This window comes from Actinacidiphila polyblastidii (assembly GCF_036353415.1).
Lineage (GTDB): Bacteria > Actinomycetota > Actinomycetes > Streptomycetales > Streptomycetaceae > Actinacidiphila > Actinacidiphila polyblastidii.
Genome location: NZ_JAZEWV010000008.1, coordinates 1 through 16,743 on the forward strand (window position 1 = coordinate 1; position 16,743 = coordinate 16,743).

Annotated in this window: 16 protein-coding genes; 8 read left to right on the forward strand and 8 right to left on the reverse strand. The window is 75.0% G+C overall.

The genetic code is table 11. The annotated features are described in order from the left end of the window. Nucleotides 1-488: 488 nt before the first annotated feature. The 4 genes from V2S66_RS12350 to V2S66_RS12365 form a co-directional block, all read right to left on the reverse strand. Nucleotides 489-1,484: a sensor histidine kinase gene (locus V2S66_RS12350; RefSeq protein ID WP_330794697.1), complete on the reverse strand. Its 996-nt coding sequence runs from the start codon at nt 1,482-1,484 to the stop codon at nt 489-491. A gap of 206 nt (nt 1,485-1,690) precedes the next feature. Beyond that, nucleotides 1,691-2,386 carry a hypothetical protein gene (locus V2S66_RS12355; RefSeq protein WP_330794698.1) on the reverse strand — a complete coding sequence of 232 codons (696 nt, stop codon included), beginning with the start codon at nt 2,384-2,386 and terminating at the stop codon, nt 1,691-1,693. A 64-nt stretch (nt 2,387-2,450) separates the two neighbouring features. After that, nucleotides 2,451-2,933: a DUF5709 domain-containing protein gene (locus tag V2S66_RS12360; protein ID WP_330794699.1), complete on the reverse strand. Its 483-nt coding sequence runs from the start codon at nt 2,931-2,933 to the stop codon at nt 2,451-2,453. Beyond that, nucleotides 2,930-3,061 (reverse strand): hypothetical protein, encoded by a 132-nt coding sequence (locus tag V2S66_RS12365; protein WP_330794700.1) that lies wholly within the window; start codon nt 3,059-3,061, stop codon nt 2,930-2,932. The genes V2S66_RS12360 and V2S66_RS12365 overlap by 4 nt, the downstream gene beginning before the upstream one ends. 494 nt (nt 3,062-3,555) lie before the next feature. Here V2S66_RS12365 and V2S66_RS12370 point away from each other — a divergent pair, with 494 nt between their 5' ends. Next, the gene (locus tag V2S66_RS12370; RefSeq protein ID WP_413966382.1) at nt 3,556-5,040 is read left to right on the forward strand and encodes an MFS transporter; all 1,485 of its coding nucleotides are present in this window, start codon (nt 3,556-3,558) and stop codon (nt 5,038-5,040) included. 60 nt (nt 5,041-5,100) lie between these two features. Here the strand turns inward: V2S66_RS12370 and V2S66_RS12375 are convergent, their stop codons facing one another. Then, the gene (locus V2S66_RS12375) at nt 5,101-5,724 is read right to left on the reverse strand and encodes an alpha-ketoglutarate-dependent dioxygenase AlkB (RefSeq protein ID WP_330794701.1); all 624 of its coding nucleotides are present in this window, start codon (nt 5,722-5,724) and stop codon (nt 5,101-5,103) included. 86 nt (nt 5,725-5,810) lie between these two features. Here V2S66_RS12375 and V2S66_RS12380 point away from each other — a divergent pair, with 86 nt between their 5' ends. Continuing rightward, entirely contained in the window at nt 5,811-7,352 is a 1,542-nt protein-coding gene (locus V2S66_RS12380; RefSeq protein ID WP_330794702.1) for an ATP-dependent DNA ligase, read from the forward strand. A gap of 46 nt (nt 7,353-7,398) precedes the next feature. Here V2S66_RS12380 and V2S66_RS12385 read toward each other — a convergent pair whose 3' ends face one another. Further along, a complete protein-coding gene (locus tag V2S66_RS12385; protein WP_330794703.1) occupies nt 7,399-7,782 on the reverse strand; it encodes a hypothetical protein in 384 nt (127 codons plus the stop codon). A gap of 184 nt (nt 7,783-7,966) precedes the next feature. On the opposite strand from V2S66_RS12385, the gene V2S66_RS12390 reads away from it, so the two are divergent. Then, nucleotides 7,967-8,392 (forward strand): YchJ family protein, encoded by a 426-nt coding sequence (locus V2S66_RS12390; RefSeq protein ID WP_330794704.1) that lies wholly within the window; start codon nt 7,967-7,969, stop codon nt 8,390-8,392. 600 nt (nt 8,393-8,992) lie between these two features. Here the strand turns inward: V2S66_RS12390 and V2S66_RS12395 are convergent. After that, nucleotides 8,993-10,291 carry an MFS transporter gene (locus V2S66_RS12395; RefSeq protein WP_330795037.1) on the reverse strand — a complete coding sequence of 433 codons (1,299 nt, stop codon included), beginning with the start codon at nt 10,289-10,291 and terminating at the stop codon, nt 8,993-8,995. Nucleotides 10,292-10,667: 376 nt separating this feature from the next. On the opposite strand from V2S66_RS12395, the gene V2S66_RS12400 reads away from it, so the two are divergent. From V2S66_RS12400 to V2S66_RS12420, 5 genes are all read left to right on the forward strand, one after another. Next, nucleotides 10,668-10,844, forward strand: coding sequence for a hypothetical protein (locus V2S66_RS12400; RefSeq protein ID WP_330795060.1), 177 nt, complete (start codon nt 10,668-10,670; stop codon nt 10,842-10,844). Nucleotides 10,845-11,095: 251 nt separating this feature from the next. Then, nucleotides 11,096-11,347 (forward strand): DUF5133 domain-containing protein, encoded by a 252-nt coding sequence (locus V2S66_RS12405; protein WP_330794705.1) that lies wholly within the window; start codon nt 11,096-11,098, stop codon nt 11,345-11,347. A gap of 161 nt (nt 11,348-11,508) precedes the next feature. Then, the gene (locus V2S66_RS12410) at nt 11,509-12,054 is read left to right on the forward strand and encodes a CYTH domain-containing protein (RefSeq protein ID WP_330794706.1); all 546 of its coding nucleotides are present in this window, start codon (nt 11,509-11,511) and stop codon (nt 12,052-12,054) included. Nucleotides 12,055-12,285: 231 nt separating this feature from the next. Further along, nucleotides 12,286-13,053 (forward strand): chaplin, encoded by a 768-nt coding sequence (locus V2S66_RS12415; protein WP_330794707.1) that lies wholly within the window; start codon nt 12,286-12,288, stop codon nt 13,051-13,053. A 189-nt stretch (nt 13,054-13,242) separates the two neighbouring features. After that, nucleotides 13,243-15,009 carry an ABC transporter ATP-binding protein gene (locus V2S66_RS12420; protein WP_330794708.1) on the forward strand — a complete coding sequence of 589 codons (1,767 nt, stop codon included), beginning with the start codon at nt 13,243-13,245 and terminating at the stop codon, nt 15,007-15,009. A 42-nt stretch (nt 15,010-15,051) separates the two neighbouring features. On the opposite strand, the gene pgm is transcribed toward V2S66_RS12420, so the two are convergent. Beyond that, nucleotides 15,052-16,692 (reverse strand): phosphoglucomutase (alpha-D-glucose-1,6-bisphosphate-dependent), encoded by a 1,641-nt coding sequence (gene pgm, locus V2S66_RS12425; RefSeq protein ID WP_330794709.1) that lies wholly within the window; start codon nt 16,690-16,692, stop codon nt 15,052-15,054. Between the last annotated feature and the right edge of the window lie 51 nt (nt 16,693-16,743).

Here is a 16,743-nt window from a genome sequence, read left to right on the forward strand (position 1 = left end):
CGCGGGTGGGGGGTACGCCCCGCCGCTCCGCCCCAGTGGGGTGGGTGGGGTCGCGGGGGCGGGTGGCCGGGCCTGGGTGGGTGGGTGGATGCCGGGGTGCTCCCCGCGGGGGTGGGTGGCCGGTCCGGGTGGGTGGGTCTCGGGGGTGGTCCGCGCTGGGGTGGGTGGGTCTGGGTGGGTGGCGGCTCTGGCGGGGGCCTCGTCCGCGTGCTCGGCCCCGTGAGGTGGCTGTTGCGGTGGGCGGGCCGTGTGCTCGGCCGGGCGGGGCGGACGCGGCCCGGCCGCGCGCATGGGTCATCGGCTGGAGGTTGATCGCCACCCACCCGGGCGTGGGGAGGCCGCAAAGTCGAGGAGTCGGCCCCGGAATGCCCCCGACCCACCGGCCGGAGGCCAGGAAAACGCCAGGACGTCACACCGGAACCCGCCCACCGGACGACGCGAGGACCGCGAACGTCCCGCGCACAAAGGGGCGGCGCGCCGGGAGGCGCTCAGGCGGGGGTGAGCCCGGGGGTGGTCACGGCTTCGGCGAGGGTGGCGGCCGGGTCGTGGTCGGGGAGGGCGAGGAAGAGGCGGACGGCGGTGCCGTCGGCGCCGGAGTGGACGCGGACCAGGTCGGCGATCTGATGGACCATCAGGAGGCCGCGGCCGCCGGGTCGTCCGGGAGGCGGGACGCGGCACCCCGCGAGCGGATCGGCGAGCAGGCCCGCGTCCTGGACCTGGCACACCACCTGACCGTCCTCGGCCCACACGCCGACCACGCCGCTGCCGCCACCGTAGAGCACGCTGTTCGTGGTGAGTTCCGCGACGGCGAGCGCGAGATCGTCCAGCAGGCGCCCGGTCAGGCCCAGCGCGGCGGCCGAGGCGACGGCGAACTGGCGGGCGTCGCGGAGCCGTTCGCGCTCGAAGGGGAAGCACGCGGCGTCGGCGGGCTGGGCCGGCGCGAGGTCATGGGCGGCGATCGCCCGCTGGGGGTCGTAGTCCGGGCTGGACCGCTCCGCGCCGCCGTCGATGACCGCGGGGTGCGTGACGTGGGCGTCGGCGAGGGCCTCGGCGGGGAGGCCGGACGCGTCGTACGGGCAGAGGATGGTGATCGGGCGGCCTTCGAAGGCGGTGTTGATCAGGGCCTCCTGCTGGACGCACGCCGCGTACTCGACGGCGGTGCGGCCCGGCCAGACCGGCTCGCCGACGATCCTGACGCCGCGCTGCGCGTCGGAGGCGGCGGCGCGGTCGTCGCAGAAGGCGGTGAGCACGCTGGGGATGATCCGGCCGGGGTTGCGGCCGGCGCGGGCCATGTCGGTGAAGCGCACCCGGGCCGCGTCGGCCGCGCCGAGCGCGGAGCGCAGGAGTTCGCCGCGCTCCCCCGGCACCGCGACGGCGACGCGGTCGCCCGCGTCGAGCCCGTCGCGGACGAAGGGCACCAGGGCGTCGAGGTACTCCGCGTCGCCGCGATAGAACAGCGCGGGATGCCGGAACGTCTCGCTCATCGCACCGCCCCCGTCGCCGGCCGGGCGACCCGTCGTCCGGCGTGCGGCTGGGTGCTCATGCTCCGGGTCCCTTCCGGATGATCGGACAGCTGGGTGCTGACTGCGTCAGTATGCGCCTGCGGAAGTCGATCTCCGCAGGGCCCCCGGGGCGGGGCCGCGTGCTCCGCGGGGGCGCGCCGGGCGTTCGGAGGGCGTACCGCATCCGGTCAGCCGTCCGAGATCGCGTGGAAGGCCGCCGCGAGGCTCTCGCTCTCCTCGACCGGCACCAGGCGTTCGATCGCCGGGACCAGGTCGCGGCGCTCGTGGAAGAGGTACTGGTACATCTGCGCCAGCGCGCCGTCGATGGTCAGCACGCGGGTCTCCTCGGGATGACGGCCGGTCAGCGCGCGGTCGAGGATGCCCTGGAGCAGGTCGCCTTCGTGCCGGTCGCGCTCGACCAGGCCCTTGGGCGCGCCGTGCCGGGTGAGCACCTTGCGGACGGTGGCCTCCTTGGCGGCGCTGTGGCGGGCGAAGGTGTCAGCGAGCGGCCGCAGGTCCTCGGGCTCGGTGCCGCCGCGCATCCGTACGTCCTCGACCATGGCGAGCAGCAGTCCGCCGGAGGTGGCCAGGCTCGCGCCAAGGCCGGTGGGCACCTTCAGGGGGTTGCGGGCGCGGGCGGCGGCGCGGGCCTCGGAGGCGGTCATCTCGGTGGCCCCGGCCGGGGGCGGGGGCCCGGCGGGCCTGCCCCCGTGGTCGGCCCGGCCGCCGCGGTGCGGCCAGCGGAACCGGCTGTGGCGCGCGCCGTCGGCGGGCGCGCCCGGGTCGTGCGGGGCGGCGGTTTCCGTGACGTCCGCGGGGGCCGCCGCGGCACGGTCACGGCCGTGACCGCCGCCCGGGTTCTTGGGGTCGCTCGCTTCGCTCATCGCGCCCGCTCCTTCGCTCTGCTCTGTTCTCGCGCTGTTCCGCTCGTCGCCGGTTCGGGGCCGCTCACGGCCCGGGGCCGCCGTTGTCGTCGTCGGGTATCACGTGCACCGCGGCCTCCTCGGCGGACGCGGCGCCGCCGTCGATGCCGACGTCGTCGCCGGTCACGCCGTCCGCGCGGCCGTGGGCGCCCTCGTCCGGGCCGACCAGCCGGCCCGAGCGGCGGTCGCCCGCCTCGGGGTCGAGGAGTTCGCCGTCGGTGTCGGAGACGTCGCCGAGGCCGTCGCCGTCGGGCGGGGTCTCGTCGGGCTGTTCACGCCGCAGCCGCTGGTCGAGCGACTCGCCGGCCTGCTGCTCGCCCGCGGTCGTTCCGGTGTCCTCCACGGCGTACGGCCGGTCCGGCGGCGAGTAGCCCTCGTCGAGCACGTCGTCGAGCCCGCGGTCGAGCAGGGTGTCCTCGGCCTCCAGCGGGCCGGTGTCCTCGCGGATCTCGCTGTCGTCGGGCTGGTAGACCTCGTCGCCCCAGCCGCTGTCGCCGCTGTCGCTCATGTCCGCGCGCCCACTTCCGCGAGGACCGCGCCGGCGGGCGCGGCGGGGATCAGGCTCAGGTGGCCGACGGGGCGCACGCACGGCGCCTCGTCCACCCCTTCGGGCGCCACCAGGATTGCGGTGCGCACGGATCTCACGTCCTCTCGGCTCTGGGCGGACGGAGCGGATTTGACCCGAACCGGCCGGATTCGACCCGCTACGGCTACGCACGGTCGCCTACCCGTGCGCGGGGGGCAAAAACAGCTTCCGCCGCGCCGTCGTCTCCATCATGCGCACGCCCGAGGTCAGCGCGCCTGCGGTCGCAGCCCGAGCGGGTGCCGCGGCGGCCCTCCGGCCCGCGGGCGAGCCGGGCGCAGACCGCTCGGGCGGTGCGGCGCGCATACCGGTACGTTCAGGTGCGGCCCGGTACGTTCCGGTATGTCTCGGACCGGCGCGGCGTTCGAGATCCGAGGCAGGAGGCCGGCCGGTGGGCACCCCGTACCAGCAGCGACCGCAGGACCCGGTGGGCCGTGACGCGGCCGCCGTCACCACCGGCGTCGGCGAGGACGGAGCCGGCAAGGACGGTGCCGGCGGGGGGTGGCGGCGGTGGCCGGCGCTCGCGGTGTGCCTGGTCGCCGGGTTCATGACGCTTCTCGACGTCAGCATCGTCAATGTGGCGCTGCCGTCCATCCGCGGCGGGCTGCACGCCTCGCAGAGCGGTCTGCAGTGGGTGCTGTCCGGCTACGCCCTGATGTTCGGGCTCGTCCTGGTACCGGCCGGCCGGATGGGTGACGTGCGCAGCCGGCGCGCGGTGTTCGTCACCGGGCTCGTCGCCTTCACCGCGACGAGCGCGCTGGCCGGGGCGGCGCAGAGCGAGACGTGGCTGGTGGCGGCGCGGCTGCTGCAGGGCGTGGCCGGAGCGGTGCTGGTGCCGCAGGTGTCCGGCTTCATCCAGCAGATGTTCCACGGCGCCGAGCGCGGCCGCGCCTTCGGCATGCTCGGCGCGACGATCGGCCTGTCGACGGCGGTGGGACCGCTGCTCGGCGGGCTGCTGATCCAGGCGTTCGGCGCGCAGGAGGGCTGGCGCTGGGTGTTCTACGTCAACCTGCCGATCGGTCTGGCCGTGCTGCCCGCCGCCTGCCGGCTGCTGCCGGGACCGTCCGCCGCGCAGCGCGGCGACGGCCGCGGGGGGCGCCGGGACCTGGACCCGGCGGGCGTGCTGCTGCTCGGCGCGGGCACGGTGCTGCTCCTGCTCCCGTTCGTGCAGCAGGAGCAGTGGCCGGGCGCGGCCAAGTGGCTGCTGGTACCCGCCGCCGTCGCCGTCCTCGCGCTCTTCGCCGGCTGGGAGCGGCACTACGCCCGGCGGCGCGAGCCGCTCGTGGACCTGACGCTCTTCCGGCAGCGGTCCTACGGGCTCGGGGTGCTGCTGTCCCTGGTCTACTTCGCGGGCTTCACCGCGATCTTCTTCATCCTCACGCTCTACCTGCAGAACGGCATGCGGTACACCGCGCTGGAGGCGGGCCTGTCGATCATGCCGTTCGCCGTGGGCTCGGGTGTGGCGGCGGCGGTGGGCGGACGGAAGGCCACCCGGCTGGGGCGGCCGCTGGTCGCGGGCGGGCTGGCGGCCGTGCTGGTCGGCCTGCTGGGCACGGCGCTCGCGGTGCGGATGGACACCACGCACTCGGTGGGCTGGGCGATGGCGGTCCCGCTGCTGTTCGCGGGCGTCGGCAGCGGCCTGGTCGTCGCGCCCAACCAGACGCTCACCCTCGGCGAGGTGCCGGTCGCCCGAGCGGGCAGCGCGGGCGGCGTCCTGCAGACCGCGCAGCGGATCGGCTCCGCGGCGGGCATCGCGGCGGTCGGCTCGGTCTACTTCACCCGGGTGGACTCCCGGCACGCGGACTGGCAGGGCGGCTTCCAGCTCGGCCTGCTGACCGCGACCGGCCTGGTGGTGCTCGCTCTGGCGGTGGCGCTGCTCGACATCGCCACCGGCCGGCGCGGCGCCGCTCGCCAGGCCCGTTCTGCTCCCGGCGCGCCGGTGGCCGGGGAAGCGGTACCGGGTCCGTCGGACGCGCCACGCGACGACGACGGCCTGCCGCCGGCCGCGCCGCGGGACGTGGGGGTGCGCTGACCGGCTGGGCGCCGGGACCGCCCCCCGTACGGTCCCGGCGCCCGGCCGGTCAGCGCACCCTCAGCGCACCCCGCGTGGGCGGAACTGCACGCTGATGCGGCCGCCCACGTCGGCGCGGGTCTTCGGGATCGCGTGGTCCCAGGTCCGCTGGCAGGAGCCGCCCATGACGATCAGGTCGCCGTGGCCGAGCGGCCGCCGGACGGTCGCGGGGCCGCCGCCGCGCGGCCGCAGCAGCAGCGCCCTGGGCTCGCCGAGGGAGACGATCGCCACCATCGTGTCGTGGGTGTCGCCGCGGCCGATCCGGTCGCCGTGCCAGGCGACGCTGTCCCGGCCGTCGCGGTAGTGGCACAGCCCCGCGGTGACGAACGGCTCGCCCAACTCGTCGCCGTAGTGCGCGGTGAGCGCCGAACGGGCCTCGGTCAGCGCCGGGTGCGGCAGCTCCTCGCCCGCGCCGTAGTGGGCGAGGAGACGGGGTACGGCGACCACGTCGTCATACATCCGGCGGCGCTCCTCGCGCCAGGGGACGCGCCCGGCCAGCTCGTCGTAGACGTCGTCGGCGCCGGAGAGCCAGCCGGGCAGGACGTCGATCCACGCGCCGCGGCCGAGCTGTGTGCGGCGCGCGGCGCTCAGGTCGCCGAGGCCGGGGGCTCCGGTGCCGAAGATGGACGCCTGCTGATGCTGCATGGCAATATCCTACCGCATATTCGCACGCTCATTCGAATGCCGGCGGAGAGGGAGCGCGATCGCCCCCCGGGCGCGAGGATGGGCCCATGCTCTTCGCCGAGGTGGCCCGGGTCTCCGGGGAGGTCGCACGGACGTCCGCACGGACGCGCAAGACGGCGCTGCTCGCCGAGTTCTTCCGGGCGGCGGAGCCCGAGGACGTGCCCATCGCCATCGCCTACCTGTCCGGCCGGCTGCCGCAGGGCAGGCTCGGCGTCGGCTGGTCGGCGCTGCGGGACCGGGCCCGTCCGGCCGAGGAGGCGACGCTGACGGTCACCGCCGTGGACGCGGCGCTCACCGCCGTGCGGGAGCTGACCGGCACCGGCTCGCAGACCGCCCGGCGCTCGCTGCTGCAGGACCTGTTCGGCGCGGCCACCGACCGGGAGCAGCGCTATCTGCTCGGCCTGGTCACCGGCGAAGTGCGGCAGGGCGCGCTGGACGCCGCGGCGGCCGAGGGCCTGGCGGCGGCCACCGAGGCGCCGCCCGCGCGGGTGCGGCGCGCGGTGATGCTCGCCGGCGGTCTCGAACCGGTGGCGCGGGCGCTGCTGGCCCGCGGCCCCGCGGCGCTGGACGAGTTCTCCATGACGGTCGGCCGGCCGCTGCTGCCGATGCTGGCGAGCGGCGCCAAGAGCGTCGCCGAGGCGGTCGGCAAGCTCGGCGCCTGCGCGGTGGAGGAGAAGCTCGACGGGATCAGGGTGCAGGTGCACCGCGAGCAGGCGGCCGTGCGGATCTACACCCGCACGCTGGACGACGTGACCGCACGGCTGCCGGAGATCGCCGCGAGCGCCGCCGCCTTGGACGCCGAGCGCTTCATCCTCGACGGCGAGGTGCTCGCCTTCGACAAGGCGGGCCGGCCGCGCGCCTTCCAGGAGACCGCGGGCCGGGTCGGCTCCCGGCTGGACGTCACCGCGGCGGCCGAGGCGACACCGGTGCACGCGGTCTTCTTCGACGTGCTGTCCGTCGACGGCCGGGATCTGCTCGACCTCCCCTACGCCGACCGGCACGAGGCGCTGGAGGCTCTGGTGCCGGAGGAGCTGCGGGTGCGCCGGCTCGTCGTGGAGGACGCGCAGGACCCGGCGCAGACGGCTGCCGCCGAGGAGTTCTTCGCCCGTACCGTGGAGCGCGGCCACGAGGGGGTGGTGGTCAAGGGCGCCGCCAGCCCGTACGCGGCGGGGCGGCGCGGCGCCTCCTGGCTGAAGGTCAAGCCGGTGCACACGCTCGATCTGGTGGTGCTCGCCGTCGAGCGCGGGCACGGCCGCCGCACCGGCAAGCTCTCCAACCTCCACCTGGGGGCGCGCGAGGCGGACGGCTCGTTCGTCATGCTCGGCAAGACGTTCAAGGGCCTCACCGACGCCATGCTCGACTGGCAGACGGAACGGCTCCAGGAGCTGGCGGTCCGCGACGACGGCTACACCGTCACGGTGCGCCCCGAGCTCGTCGTGGAGATCGCCTACGACGCGGTGCAGACCTCGCCGCGCTATCCGGCCGGGCTGACGCTGCGGTTCGCCCGGGTGCTGCGCTACCGCGAGGACAAGCAGCCGTCGGAGGCCGACACGATCGCGACGGTGCGGGCCGCGCACGGCAGCGGGTGAACGGCCGCGCAGGCCGCGCGCAGCGCCCGGCTGCTGCGCCCGGCTGCTATGCCCGGCTCTCCAGCCGTAGCTGGACCTCCTCCTCCTGGTCCCCGGAGGCGGTCCCCACCACGCGGACCGAGAACGCCTCGGCGAGACCCTCGCGCAACCGGTCGACCGCCCGGTAGCCGCCCTGGGCGGTGACCGTGACGGGCTCGTCGAGCCGGGTCGGGCCCGGCAGGCCCAGCGTGCGCGAGACGTCGAAGGTGGCGGCCCACACGATGGGCCGGCCGCTCTCCGCGTCGGCGGGGGTGTCGTCCGGCTCGCGGTCGGACGCGAAGGTGGTGTGCAGCGCGGCGAACACCGTACGGGCGTCCTCCTTGGCGCAGCTGTCGACGGTCACCGCGACCTGGGCGGCCGGGTCTGCGGGCTGGTCCTGCGGGGAGCTCACGATGGTTCCTTCCAGGCGGAGGGCTCGGAGTGTGCGCCCGCGCCAGGCCGGTGCGGGTGGCCGATGTGCGCCATGCTGAGCGCATTTCCGATGCGCGCCGCCGGAAACCCCGAGGTCCCCCGCATGGGGGACGCCCATTCGGCTGATTCGTTCGGCGCCGCCCCGGGTCCGGCACAATCGGGGGATGCCGCGACGCCGCCCCGCCCCCTCCGCACCGCCCGCCTCCCCCGCCGCCGCGGCGCCCTGCCCGTGCGGGCTCGGCGCCCCCTACGGCGAGTGCTGCGGCCCCTTCCACACCGGCCGCTCCACGGCCCCCACCGCGGAGCGGCTGATGCGCTCCCGTTACGCGGCCTTCGCCGTCCGCGACCCCGCCTATCTGCTCCGCACCTGGTCCGCCGGCACCCGGCCCGCCCAGCTCCAGCTCGACCACGCCGTCCGCTGGACCGCCCTGGACATCCTCGCCACCACCGGCGGCACCGCCTTCCACCGCGAGGGCACGGTCGAGTTCACCGCCCACTACCGCCTCGACGGCCACGACGGCGAGCAGCACGAGAACAGCCGCTTCCTCCGCGAGCACGGCCACTGGGTCTACGTCGCCCCCCTGCCCTGACCGGGCCCCCGCCCGCACCCGCGCGAGCTGCCGCCCGGCTCCCCGCGGCCTTGCGCGCCGGGCCCGCCCGCCCGGCGCGGACACGCCACGCGGTCCGGCTCACGCGCAGCCGACGCGAAGCACGCCCCGGCGGCGCCCGAAGGATTCCGGCGTGGCGTCCGGCGGCTCGCCCCCATACGCGGCGGGTCCGCGGGCCCCGGCGAGAGGCCACCGGGCAGGCAGCGCGATCCCGGACCGGCACCCGACCGCCGACGGCACCGAGACGGTCTCGCGACGCAGCGGTCCGCCCCCGCGCGGCCGACGCACCAGTGCCACCGGGTTGCGCCGGACGATCTCCGGGCTGACGCCCTGCGGCCCGCGGTCTCAGGCGCCGGGCCCGCCGACGCACACCGCGGCACCGCCGCCGCCCTGCCGCCCGCCCCGGCCGGGGCTGCCGGCAGGCAGCACGATTCCCGGACCGCCGCGCGACGCGGTGCGCCTCGCGCAACCGGTGCGGCAGGGACTCGACGCCGCAGGCCCGCACGGCCAGGCGCACGCGCCCACAGTGACGTCCACGCGACGTGATTCCGCACCCGCCGCCCGCAGGGCACGGGCGGGCGGTCAGGCGATGGGGGACCTGGCGTCGTAGGCGACGAAGCTGCGCTGGAGGGTGGCGACGAGGGTGATCGCGGCGATGCAGGCGAGGCCGCCGCCGATCACGACGGCGGCGGGGGAGAAGACGTCGGCGGCGGAGCCGGCGAGGAAGTCGCCGAGGCGGGGGCCGCCGACCACGACGACGAGGAAGACGCCCTGGAGGCGGCCGCGCATGTCATCGGGGGCGGCAGCCTGGAGCATGGTGTTGCGGAAGACCATGGAGACGGTGTCGGCGCAGCCCGCGAGGGCGAGGAAGACCAGGCCGAGCCAGAGGTTCCTGGTCAGGCCGAAGACGGCGACGGCGGCGCCCCAGGAGGCGATGGCGACGAGCACCGCCAGGCCCTGCCGGTCGACCCGGCCGAGCCAGCCGGAGAAGACGCTCCCGAGCAGGGCGCCCGCGGCGGGGGCCGCTGCGAGCAGGCCGACCGTGCGGGTGTCGCCGCCGTACCAGAGCCCGGCGATCGCCGGGAAGAGCACGCGCGGCTGGGCCAGCACCATCGCGCACAGGTCGGAGACGAAGGTGGTCCGCAGGTTGGGCCGGGCGGCGAGGTAGCGCAGTCCCTCCATCACCGAGGGCCGGGCCGGCCTGCGGCGGGGCGCCGCGCCGGGCGCCGTGCCCGGTTCGGTGTCGCCGGGCAGCATCGCCGGGAGCCGCCACATCGCGTAGAGGGAGGCGGTGAACGCGGCGACGTCGATGAGGTACGCCGCCTGGTAGCCCCACAGGCCGACGAAGACGCCGCCGAGCATCGGTCCCGCCATCTGTCCGACGCCGCCGGCCAGCGAGGCCAGCGCGTTCGCGGCCGGCAGCTGCTCCGGCGGCAGCAGCCGCGGGATCATCGACGAGCGGGCGGGCGAGTTCATCGCGAAGCAGACCGCCTGGAGCGCGACGATCGCGTAGAGGACGCCGACGTACCGCAGGTGCGCGATGGCGACGACGGCGAGCGCCGCGGACAGCAGGGTGGCCCCGAACGCGGTGATCAGGCCGAGCCTGCGCCGGTCGACGACGTCCGCGACGGCGCCGCCGTAGAGCCCGAAGGCGATCAGCGGGACGAGCGAGCACAGGCCGACCAGGCCGACGTAGAAGCTCGATCCGGTGATCGCGTAGACCTGGAGCGCGACGGCCATCGCCGTCATCTGCTGGCCGACGTACGAGACGGTGTTGCCGAACCACAGGCGGCGGAAGTCGGCGTGGTCGCGCAGCGGCGAGATGTCCGCGAGCACCTGGGAGAGCCGGGGGCGGCGCCTCGGGGGCGGCGCGCCGGGTATCCCCGACCCGGATGGCCCAGTCCTGCCGCTGCGGTCCTTCTCGCTGTTGAGCACGGCAAACGGTAACAACCGGGCCGGGCGGCGCCGCCCGCGGGTGGCCGGGGACACGCGCAAACCGGCTGGTGACAGCGTGCTTGCGGGCATACGCTGTCCGGGACGGGCAGGCTCTCCGGGGAAGTACCTGGCCCCGATGCCCGTCCTGGAACGCGCCGCCACCCCGGCCGTCTCCGGCAGTGCCCCACCGCCCCAGAACGTGGGGCGACCCATGGCGCCACCGCGTCCGCTCCGCCCGATGAAGGATCCCTTCCGGGCCCGCCGACGCCCTGGACATGGCCGCGTCCGGCGGATCCGGCCACGCGACGCTAAGGAGTGCGCGGTGTCATCAGATCAGGTCGAAGGCGAAGAAACCGTGGCCGCGACGGCGGACCAGGTCCGTGCGGCCCTGCTGGCGGAGGAGCGCCCCCTGGACGTCTGGTCCAGGTGTGCGCCGATCCGGCTGGCCGGCTACGAGGACGATCCGACCGAGACGCACATCCTGCGCGGGATCGACTGACGCGGGCCCGGCCGGGGCGCCGGCGCCGCCGCCTGATCGGGCGGCGGCCCGCCGCCCGGTGCCGCGCCGCCCGCGTGTGACGTGGCTAACGCGCCGCGCACAAACGGCAGTTCAGGCCGTTGGTCGCAGGGCCGCCGGGAAAAACTTCCGGTGTATCGCGCATGCATGCTCCTGGGTCGGGCAAGCGGGGCTCGAGTTCTCCGTCCCCTGACCCCCTGACGGCGCACCGACCGACCATCGAGGACGCACCCATGCTGATGGCCCACCCGACCGTGCTGCGAACCCTGCTGGACCGCTACGAGACGCTCCGCGACCACGTCGAGGCCCAGGAGCCCGGCCGCGTCGACCCCCGGCTGGGGCAGCAACTTCAGGACACCGTCTACACGTTGTGCGTGTCGACCGGCACCAGGGAGATCGGACCCGCGCTGGCCGCGGCCCGCGCCCACGTGGACCGGAACGCCTTCACCGAGCGCCGCGCCCTGCCCGACGAGAGCGCGGCCTGAACCCGGTTCGCGATACTCGCCGCAATCGCGCCACTCGCGGCATTCACCCCGTACACGCCGTTCGCGGCATTTCACAGTGTTCGACGCGTTCCGGGCGTCGAGGGCGTTCACGGCACGGAAAAGCACGCGCGGGCCGGCTGCCGGACAGGCACCCTGGCGGGATGGCCCACCTCTCTACGCCCCTCGTCCCCGGCACGTACGCACGCGTCGAACGCGAGCGCCGGTTCCTGCTCGCCGCGGCGCCCGAGTCGCTGCCCGGCCCCGCCCGCCGGATCACCGACCGCTACCTCACCGGCACCCGCGTGCGGCTGCGCCGCGCCGACCGGCCTGACGGTCCGCCGGAGTTGAAGCTCACCCAGAAGATCCCGGCGGACCGGCCGGCAGGCGGGGTGCAGGGGCTGATCACCACCGCCTACCTCTCCCCCGCCGAGTACGACGTCTTCGCCGCGCTGCCGGCGCGCGTGCTGCGCAAGTCGCGGTACAGCCTGCCGCCGTTGGGCGTCGATGTGTTCGAACCGCCGCTGCACGGACTGGTCCTCGCGGAGGCCGAGTTCGGCTCGGACGAGGAGGCCGCGGCCTTCGCCGGGCCGGCTGCGGCGGTGGCGGAGGTGAGTCACGATCCGCGCTTCTCCGGCGGCCGGCTCAGCGCCACGGACCGCCCCGAACTGCTGCGATGGCTGGCGGGGTTCGGCATCCGGCCGCAGTGACGAAGGCCGCGCCGCACGCCTCCCGCGGCCTGTCGCGACGGCGGTCCCCCGCACGGGGCGGCTTGTACCGGAGACCTGGTCCTGGTTTCATCCCCGGTTCACCCGTGGGGATGAAACCTGCCGCGGGCATGACCTGATTGGCCCCCTGCGCGTTGTGCTGCGTGCGGACATCGGTCCGTGGCGGACGGCCGACCAGCGGTCCGCGGGAGTGTGCGGAAGGCAGGGAAGCGTATGAACAGGGTCGCCCGAAAGGGACTCGTCACCGCGATGGTCGCCGGGGGTGTGCTGGCGTCCGCTGGATACGCCCAGGCGGACTCGGCGGCCGGCGGGGAGACCGCGGGGTCGCCCGGCGTCCTGTCAGGCAACGCGGTGCAGGTGCCGGTCGACATCCCGGTGAACGTCTGCGGGAACACCGTGGACGTGATCGGCCTGCTCAACCCGGCGATGGGCAACTCGTGCGCCGACGTCTCGCACGCGGACGCCTGCGCCGACGGCTCGTCCTCGCAGACCTCGGGCGTCTCGGCGGAGCGCCGGGCCCGCCCGGTGGCCCGTTCCGGGCGGCACGCCGGCGCGCCCGCGGACGAGCGGGTCGTCTCCGGCGGGCCGCGCCGCCCCGCCGACGGCGCGGTGCCCGGCGGGGCGCGTACGGCCGGCGGCGCGCTCGCCGCGGGCGGCCCGCACGGCTCCCCCGGCCTGCTGTCGGGCAACTCGCTGCACGTCCCGGTCAGTCTGCCGGTCAACCTCTCCGGCAACTCGGTGAACGTGGTGGGCGTGGGCAACCCCTCGATCGGCAACACGTCGGTGAACCACGGGACGCCGCCCGTCACCGCGGTGCGCTCCCCCGCCCCCGCGGCGCCCGCCGTGGCGCCGCGGGCGGCCGGCCCCGCGCTGGCGCACACCGGGGCCGACGGGATCGGCGCCGCGGCCGCGGCGGGCGCGGGCCTGCTGCTCGGCGGTGCGGTGCTCTACCGCCGCTCCCGTCCCGGCCGGGCCGCGTGACGGCGGTCAGTCACCACCAGGGAGGGGCCGGGCGCCACGGGGCGCCCGGCCCCTATGCTTTTATGCGCGCACATGAACACTTCAGCGCAGAAGTGACCGCATCCGCGCAAGCCTTCACACCCCCGCCCCGCCTACCGGGGGTGACCCCTGTGAAGACGTGATCGAAGACGTGATCCGAGGAGTTCCGCAATGGCGCTGCCGCAAGGCACGCTCAGCCACCGCTACCGTGGCGAGCATCCCGTCCGTACCCTCCTCTACCTCTTCCATCCGGACCGCCGCCGGGTCGCGCTGGCCGTGCTGGCGTTCCTCGGCAAGCACACCCCGGTGTGGCTGCTGCCGCTGATCACCGCGAACGTGGTGGACGTCGTGGTGGAGCACAAGCCGATATCGGTGCTGTGGTGGAACTCCGCGGTGCTGCTGGTGATCCTGGTGCTGAACCTGCCGCTGCACCTGGCGTACGTGCGCTGCATGCAGGGCTCGATCCGGCGCACCGGCACCCGGCTGCGCACCGCGCTGTGCCACCGGATGCAGCAGTTGTCGATCGGCTACCACTCGCGGGTCAGCGCCGGTGTGCTGCAGGCCAAGGTGATCCGCGACGTGGAGACCATAGAGACCGCCGCCCAGCAGACCGCGGACAACGGGCTGGCGGCGATCGCCACGCTCTCCGGCGGCCTGGTCGTCATCGGCATCCAGGCGCCGGCCTTCCTGCCCGTCTACCTCGTGGTGGTGCCGGCCTCCGCGGTGCTGGTGGTGCGGCTGCGCCGGCGACTGCGCGACCGCAACGAGATGTTCCGCCAGCAGGTCGAGCAACTGTCCTCGCGTGTCAGCGAGATGACCACGCTGATCCCCATCACCCGGGCGCACGGCCTGGAGAACACCGCGCTGCACCGGGTGGACCGCACCCTCGGCGAGGTGCTGCACGCGGGGCTGCGGCTGGACCGGCTGAACGGCTGGTTCGGCTCGATCGCCTGGATCGTGCTCAACGCGATCGGCGTGGCCTGCCTGGCCGGTTCCGCACTGGTGGCGTACTACGGCTGGCTGAGCGTGACGCCCGGCACCGTGGTGATGCTCAGCGCGTACTTCTCCAGCCTGACCGCCTCGGTCACCACGCTGCTCACGCTCACCCCGCAGATCGGCAAGGGCCTGGAGTCGGTCCGCTCGATCGGCGAGGTGCTGCAGGCGCCGGACCTGGAGCAGAACGACGGCAAGGCCGAAGTGAGCGGCGTGCTGGGCCGGTTCGAGTTCCGCGGGGTGGGCCACACGTATCCCGAGAGCGACCGCCCGTCGGTCGAGGACTTCACCCTGGACGTGCGGCCGGGCGAGACCATCGCGCTGGTCGGCGGGTCGGGCGCGGGCAAGTCCACCGTGCTCAACCTGGTGATCGGCTTCCTGCGGCCCAGCCGCGGCCGGATCCTGCTGGACGGCGTGGACATGGAGACGATGGACCTGCGGGACTACCGCAGCTGGCTGTCGGTCGTGCCGCAGGAGTCGATCCTCTTCGAGGGCAGCGTCCGGGAGAACGTCACCTACGGCATGACGGACGTGCCGGAGGAGGCGGTGCGAGCCGCGCTGCGCGACGCCAACGCGCTGGAGTTCATCGACCGCATGCCGCAGGGCCTGGACACCGTGGTCGGTGAGCGCGGCGCCCGGCTGTCCGGCGGGCAGAAGCAGCGGCTGGCCATCGCCCGCGCGCTGATCCGCGACCCGCGGGTGCTGGTCCTGGACGAGGCGACGTCGGCGCTGGACTCGCGCTCCGAGGCGCTGGTCCAGCAGGCGCTGAGCCGGCTGGTGCGCGGCCGTACGGTCTTCGTGGTGGCGCACCGGCTGTCCACGATCAGGAACGCGGACCGGATCGTGGTGCTGGACGAAGGCCGGATCGCCGAGGTCGGCTCGCACGCGGAGCTGCTGCGCGGCGGCGGCGCGTACGCGGGCCTGCAGTCGGCCCAACTGGCCTGATCTGCCGGGACGGTGGCCGGCCGGCCACCGTCCCGGCGGCGGTCAGCCGCCCAGCGCGTCAGCGACGATCGCCTTGGCCTCCTGCTGCACCCGCGCCAGGTGGTCGTCGCCGAGGAAGGACTCCGCGTAGATCTTGTAGACGTCCTCGGTGCCGGAGGGGCGCGCGGCGAACCAGGCGTTCTCGGTGCACACCTTGATGCCGCCGAGCGCGGCGCCGTTGCCCGGCGCTTCGGTGAGCACCGCGGTGACCTCCTCCCCCGCCAACTCCCGCGCGGGCACCTGCTCGGGCGACAACTTGGCCAGTACGGCCTTCTGTTCGCGGTCCGCGGGGGCGTCGATCCGGGCGTAGGAGGGGGCGCCGAAGCGGCCGGCCAGCTCGGCGTAGTGCTCGGAAGGGGTGCGGCCGGTGACCGCGGTGATCTCGGCGGCCAGCAGCGCCAGCAGGATGCCGTCCTTGTCGGTGGTCCACACGCTGCCGTCGCGCCGCAGGAACGACGCGCCCGCCGACTCCTCGCCGCCGAAGGCGAGCGTCCCGCCGAGCAGTCCGTCCACGAACCACTTGAAGCCGACCGGGACTTCGGTGAGCGGGCGGCCGAGGCCGGCGACGACCTTGTCGATCATCGACGAGGACACGAGCGTCTTGCCGATCGCCGACTCCGGCCCCCAGTCGGGGCGGTGGCCGATGAGGTAGTCGATGGCGACGGCCAGGTAGTGGTTGGGGTTCATCAGGCCGCCGTCGGGCGTCACGATGCCGTGCCGGTCGGCGTCCGCGTCGTTGCCGGTGGCGACCTGGTAGTCGTCCTTGCGCGCGATCAGCGAGGCCATCGCGTACGGCGAGGAGCAGTCCATCCGGATCTTGCCGTCCCAGTCGAGCGTCATGAACCGCCAGGTGGGGTCGGCGACCGGGTTGACCACCGTCAGGTCCAGGCCGTGCCGTTCGGCGATCCGCCCCCAGTACCCGACCGAGGCGCCGCCCAGCGGGTCGGCGCCGATCCGCACGCCGGCCTGCCGTACCGCGTCCAGGTCCAGCACCGACGGCAGGTCGTCGACGTAGCGGCCGAGGAAGTCGTACCGCCCGGTGGTGTCGGCGGCCAGCGCGCGGGTGTACGGGATGCGGCGGACGCCCTTCATGCCGCCGGCGATCAGGGCGTTGGCCCGGTCCTGGATCCAGCCGGTGGCGTCGGACGCGGCGGGCCCGCCGTTGGGCGGGTTGTACTTGAACCCGCCGTCGCTCGGCGGGTTGTGCGACGGGGTGACGACCACGCCGTCCGCCAACTGCTCGGCCCGGCCGCGGTTGTGGACGAGGATCGCGTGCGAGACGGCCGGTGTCGGCGTCCAGCCGTCCTGCTCGTCGAGGAGGACGGTCACGTCGTTGGCGGCGAAGACCTCCAGTGCGGTGACCCGGGCGGGCTCGGACAGCGCGTGGGTGTCCGCCCCGAGGTAGAGCGGTCCGGTGGTGCCCTGCTGCGCCCGGTAGTCGCAGATCGCCTGGCTGGTGGCGGCGATGTGGTCCTCGTTGAAGGCGGTGGCCGTGGAGGACCCGCGGTGGCCGGAGGTGCCGAAGGCCACCGCTTGGGCGGGGTCATCGGGTTCGGGGTGCAGAGCGTAGTAGGCGGTGACCAGCCGGGGGACGTCCACCAGGTCTTCCGGCCCGGCCGGCTTTCCGGCCCGCTCGTGCGGCATCCGCGTCTCCTTCGTTGCGTCTCGTGCTCAGGGACATCTCGTACTGCGTGG

Excerpts from the sequence above, each read along its gene's own strand:
- V2S66_RS12350 (WP_330794697.1), bottom strand. The coding sequence starts at position 1,484 with ATGAGCGAGACGTTCCGGCATCCCGCGCTGTTCTATCGCGGCGACGCG.
- V2S66_RS12355 (WP_330794698.1), bottom strand. The coding sequence starts at position 2,386 with ATGAGCGAAGCGAGCGACCCCAAGAACCCGGGCGGCGGTCACGGCCGT.
- V2S66_RS12360 (WP_330794699.1), bottom strand. The coding sequence starts at position 2,933 with ATGAGCGACAGCGGCGACAGCGGCTGGGGCGACGAGGTCTACCAGCCC.
- V2S66_RS12370 (WP_413966382.1), top strand. The coding sequence starts at position 3,556 with ATGACGCTTCTCGACGTCAGCATCGTCAATGTGGCGCTGCCGTCCATC.
- V2S66_RS12375 (WP_330794701.1), bottom strand. The coding sequence starts at position 5,724 with ATGCAGCATCAGCAGGCGTCCATCTTCGGCACCGGAGCCCCCGGCCTC.
- V2S66_RS12380 (WP_330794702.1), top strand. The coding sequence starts at position 5,811 with ATGCTCTTCGCCGAGGTGGCCCGGGTCTCCGGGGAGGTCGCACGGACG.
- V2S66_RS12390 (WP_330794704.1), top strand. The coding sequence starts at position 7,967 with ATGCCGCGACGCCGCCCCGCCCCCTCCGCACCGCCCGCCTCCCCCGCC.
- V2S66_RS12405 (WP_330794705.1), top strand. The coding sequence starts at position 11,096 with ATGCTGATGGCCCACCCGACCGTGCTGCGAACCCTGCTGGACCGCTAC.
- V2S66_RS12410 (WP_330794706.1), top strand. The coding sequence starts at position 11,509 with ATGGCCCACCTCTCTACGCCCCTCGTCCCCGGCACGTACGCACGCGTC.
- V2S66_RS12415 (WP_330794707.1), top strand. The coding sequence starts at position 12,286 with ATGAACAGGGTCGCCCGAAAGGGACTCGTCACCGCGATGGTCGCCGGG.
- V2S66_RS12420 (WP_330794708.1), top strand. The coding sequence starts at position 13,243 with ATGGCGCTGCCGCAAGGCACGCTCAGCCACCGCTACCGTGGCGAGCAT.
- pgm (WP_330794709.1), bottom strand. The coding sequence starts at position 16,692 with ATGCCGCACGAGCGGGCCGGAAAGCCGGCCGGGCCGGAAGACCTGGTG.